The organism is Ensifer sp. VA4 (assembly GCF_055710065.1).
In genome coordinates, this window is record NZ_JBVQPO010000074.1 from 1 (window position 1) to 264 (window position 264).

Annotated in this window: 1 protein-coding gene; it reads right to left on the bottom strand. The window is 62.9% G+C overall.

All coding sequences use genetic code 11. The annotated features are described in order from the left end of the window. Positions 1-264, bottom strand: a 264-nt coding sequence (locus AC0C6X_RS30225; RefSeq protein WP_472956722.1) for a CoA transferase, incomplete at both ends; no start/stop codon positions are given.

Genomic DNA, 264 nt, shown 5'->3' on the forward strand with positions numbered 1-264 from the left:
CGGGCTGGATCATGCGGCCGAGGGTCGGATCGTCCACCTCGATCATGAGGCCGGCAGCCTTGGCGTGATCGTCGGCGATCCATTCCTTTAGCCAGCGCTGTGGCGCACCCGGAAACAGCCCTTCCCCAAAGACCCGCTCCCATTCGGCCGCCGTCTTCGTCAGGAAGACCTCCTTCATGCGGGCCGCGATCTTGTCGGCCCAGAATTTCGGGAGCGGATAGACGCCAAGCGAAACGTCCGACGACCATTGAGAGACCGGAAGAT